The sequence below is a fragment of the Komagataeibacter europaeus LMG 18890 genome (assembly GCF_000285295.1).
In the GTDB taxonomy this organism is placed as follows: Bacteria; Pseudomonadota; Alphaproteobacteria; order Acetobacterales; family Acetobacteraceae; genus Komagataeibacter; species Komagataeibacter europaeus.
In genome coordinates, this window is record NZ_CADP01000177.1 from 1 (window position 1) to 3,713 (window position 3,713).

A 3,713-nucleotide genomic window follows, 5' to 3' on the forward strand; every position below is an offset into this window, starting at 1 on the left:
CATCCCGCCGACATTCAGGATCGTGATGGTGCGCCGCTGGTAGCGGTCAGGATACGCTCATTGTTTCCCTGGCTTCGCCATCTGATCGGTGACGGGGGATATGCTGGCGAGAAGTTGCGTGGTGCGCTGGCTGAACTCGGCCGATGGACGATCGAGATCGTCAAGCGTAGCGATCGGGCCGAAGGCTTCGTCGTCCTGCCCAAACGCTGGATCGTGGAGCGTAGCTTTGCATGGCTCGGACGTTGCCGTCGCCTCACGAAGGATGTCGAGGCAACAATCTCGTCATCCCACGCGTGGTTGATGATTGCCCATATCCGCAGAGTTCTGCGAAAAATCAATCAAACCGCTTTCTGATTCAGGCTCTGAGAGGTTTGATGCTTACGAACGCGGTGAGGTTTCCGCAGTTAAGGCCCCCACAAACATGGTCGAAGCCCTGACGCTGGCGCTTGAGCAGCAGAAGGCGCTTGAGGCGAAGGACCAGGAGATTGCCACGCTCGCCCCAAAGGCCGCCGGGCTGGAACTTCTGGCCGAGAAGGAAGGTGAACTTGGCATCCGCGATGCTGGCCGCGAATTGAAGGTAGGACAGAACCGGGTGCGCGACATGCTGTTTGAACGCAAATGGGCCTGCCGTCAGGGACGCGACATCCGCCCGGCCTCGTATGGCCTCGAACATGGATATGTTTGCCTCGTGCCGCGTGTGTATGAAGACAAGCATACCGGGCAGGAAAAGATTTCCGATGATTTCCGTATCACCCGGAAGGGACTGGCGCGTCTGGCGGAGCTTTTTGGGGTGCAGGGAGCTGCCATGCGCCCTTTCGCCAAGAAGCGGGAGACAGAACCGGCGTAATCCACGCCGGTCTCCCGGTCAGCGGCCACCTGCCATCTGACGAAGAACTGCTGATCTGGATGGCTGAATGCGATCACTGGGAACGCGTCGAGCGTGCTGAACCGGACAATCTGCTTGCCCGAATGAAGGCTGTTATGTTCCTGCTGCGGATCAAGAAACGCCAGGGCATCCGCCCCCATGTCGAGTCGGCCCGGCAGAATTGGTTGCAGAGGCGGCGGGGGACGCAACTGCAACCAGAACGACAAAAACAGATTGCATAACCACAAGGCGGTTCTTCGGAGCCGCCTTTTTTTATGGGAGGCCCGCTTGGCCATAACCTTCCAGTCTTTCAAGACGACGCTGGGCAACATGGTGGCCGCAGCGCAGGGCGCGTGCCCGTCGCTGCTGGACCTGAACGTCGGCTCCCCCGGCCGCGCCATGCTTGAAGCGGTGGCGGGGTTGGGGTTGTGGTTCCAGTTCATTGCTTTGCAGATCCTCTCGCGCACCCGCCTTGCCACGTCCATCGGGTCGGACGTGGACAGTTTCGTGCAGGATTTTGGCCTCACGCGCCTGGCGGGCACAGCAGCCACCGGCACGGTCACGTTCACCTCGTTCACACCCGCCAGCCAGTCCGCCACCATTGCGGTGGGCAGCACGGTCAAGACGGCCTCGAACCTGATCTATGATGTGGTGGAGGACAGCACGAATGCGGCTTGGTCCGCAGCCGATGGCGCGTATGTGCGTCCAGCTGGCACGGCATCCATCACGGTGCCCGTCCAGTGCGAGACCACCGGCACTACCGGCAACGTGGCGGCGGGTGCCATCTGCCTGCTGGGCACGGCGGTTGCGGGTATCGACACTGTAACGAATGCCGCAGCCCTGACCAACGGCAGCGATGGCGAGACGGACGCGGCGCTCCGCACCCGGTTTGTCGCCTACATCAACAGCCGCTCCAAGGCCACGATTGCCGCCATCGAAAACGCCGTAACCGATGTTTCCGCCGACCTGATCTACCAGGTGGTGGAGAACGTGGACACGTCCGGAGCTTTCCTGCCCGGAAACGTAGTGGTGTATGTCGATGACGGGTCGGGTGACGTGTCCGATACGCTGATCGATCAGGTCTATACGGCCGTGGATGATGTGCGTCCGGCCGCCGTGTCCATCATGGTTGTGCGCCCCGATGTGGTGCGGCCCGCCGTGGCCATGACCGTCAGCGTGGATGGCACGGGCGACCTTGCCGCCGTTCAGGCCACGATCAGCACCAATATCGCGGCCTACTTCAATGGCCTCGCCATCGGGGCTTCGGCCAGCTATTCGCGCCTGATCCAGATTGCCTATGCTGCCAGCACATCCGTCACCAACGTGACCGGCGTGACACTGGCCGGTGGGGTGGTGGACCTACCCGCGACAACCGGCACGGCCTATCGTGCGGGGACGGTGTCCTTTGGCTGACGTGACGCAGAACGGTTTTGCCCTGCGCATCCGCAAGCTGCTGCCGACCGGGTGGTTCCCGGCGGCTCCTGCAGCGGGGGAGGCGGAACAGGCCCCGGTGCTGAACGCGCTGCTGCAGGGCTTTGGCAGCATGTTCGCATGGATATGGGATATGCTGTCGGGAACGGCAGACCAGACCCGCCTAGCCACCATGACCGGCGCGTTCCTGGACATGTTCGCAACCGACTTCTTTGGCACCATGCTGACCCGCAACCCCGGCGAAAGTGATGATGCCTTCCGCACCCGCATCGAGGAAGCCCTGTTCCCCTCGCTGGGCACGCGGCCCGACGTGGTCAACACCATTGCCGATGAAGTGGGCAGCGCAGGCCGCGTGATCGAACCGCGCAACGCAGCCGACTGCAAGGGGATTGCCAGCATGGCCAGCCCGGCCATTGGCGGCGGATACGGGTATGGCGTCGCCGCCCTGCGCTATGGCTCGCGCGCAGCCCCCTTCCAGCTTTTTGCCCAGCTTCCCACGGGTGACACCGACCCGCCCGCAACACAGACACTGGACCGCATGGCCGATGTGATGCCCGCAGGCACCATCGCGTGGGTTCAGGACGTGGAGAACCCTGAATAATGGACAGACAGATCGTCTACCCCGCGCAGATCCCGCTGGACAGCGACCAGCTGAACGCCCAGCGCAATGCGTATGTGGGTCTGGGCCAGCTTGCGGCCATGGCTTACGGCTGGTCCACCGTGGCCGCCAGCGGCTTTGCCTGCGCGCCCGGAACCGGGCTGGCCGTGACCGTCGCGCCCGGATCCCTTCTGGCCCCCGGCGTGGTGGATGCATCCGCCTATGGCACGCTTGCCGCCGTTTCCAGCGCGCTGGTGCGCCAGTACGCCAGCCGCGATCCCGTCACGCTGGCGGTGCCGGGGGCAGGGGCGACCTATACCGTTTATGTCACGCCCGCCACGGTCGATACGGATGATACCGTACTGCCGTTCTACAACGCCGCCGACCCGTCCGTGACCTATGCCGGTGCCGATAACAGCGGAAAGACCGCGCCCACCGTGCGGCAGGACATGGCGCAGATCGGCATTGGCGCGTCCGTGCCGGATGGCGCATATCCGCTGTGGACCATAACCGTTCCCGCCGGGGCCACGTCCATCACGGCGGACATGATCGCACAGGCGGGTGGCGCGCCGTTTTACGACACCATCCCGCAGCTGCAGGCGGCCAAGCAGGATGCACTGGGCTTCACCCCCGTGCAGCAGGGCGGCGGCCCCAGCCAGACCACCGACAAGATCAACCTGGGTCAGGACGCAACCTATTCCGGCCTGCTGCGCATAGCGATTGATGGCGTGGACAAGGGCACCCTGCTGTCCGGCACGTATCTGGCCACCATCACGGGTACGACCGGCGACCTGCCGGGCATGGGGCTGTGGTTCCAGA

The 3,713-nt window shown here is 63.7% G+C and carries 4 protein-coding genes and 2 pseudogenes; all 6 read left to right on the plus strand.

Annotated features, from left to right (window positions below):
• Positions 1-354, plus strand: a pseudogene (locus GEU01_RS19945) (IS5-like element IS1032 family transposase); the annotation flags it as partial.
• Between the two features lie 67 nt (positions 355-421).
• Positions 422-847, plus strand: a complete 426-nt coding sequence (locus GEU01_RS19950) for a phage antirepressor KilAC domain-containing protein (protein WP_019087455.1) — start codon at positions 422-424, stop codon at positions 845-847.
• 59 nt (positions 848-906) lie between these two features.
• Positions 907-1,107: a hypothetical protein gene (locus GEU01_RS19955; RefSeq protein ID WP_026018902.1), complete on the plus strand. Its 201-nt coding sequence runs from the start codon at positions 907-909 to the stop codon at positions 1,105-1,107.
• A 46-nt stretch (positions 1,108-1,153) separates the two neighbouring features.
• A complete protein-coding gene (locus GEU01_RS19960) occupies positions 1,154-2,278 on the plus strand; it encodes a baseplate J/gp47 family protein (protein WP_019087457.1) in 1,125 nt (374 codons plus the stop codon).
• A gap of 1 nt (position 2,279) precedes the next feature.
• Positions 2,280-2,897 carry a hypothetical protein gene (locus GEU01_RS19965; protein WP_232272643.1) on the plus strand — a complete coding sequence of 206 codons (618 nt, stop codon included), beginning with the start codon at positions 2,280-2,282 and terminating at the stop codon, positions 2,895-2,897.
• A pseudogene (locus GEU01_RS19970) lies at positions 2,897-3,713 on the plus strand (hypothetical protein); the annotation flags it as partial. The gene GEU01_RS19965 and the pseudogene GEU01_RS19970, both read left to right, overlap by 1 nt.

Coding starts and splice junctions, on each gene's coding strand:
- GEU01_RS19950 (WP_019087455.1), top strand. CDS start 422: ATGGTCGAAGCCCTGACGCTGGCGCTTGAGCAGCAGAAGGCGCTTGAG.
- GEU01_RS19955 (WP_026018902.1), top strand. CDS start 907: ATGGCTGAATGCGATCACTGGGAACGCGTCGAGCGTGCTGAACCGGAC.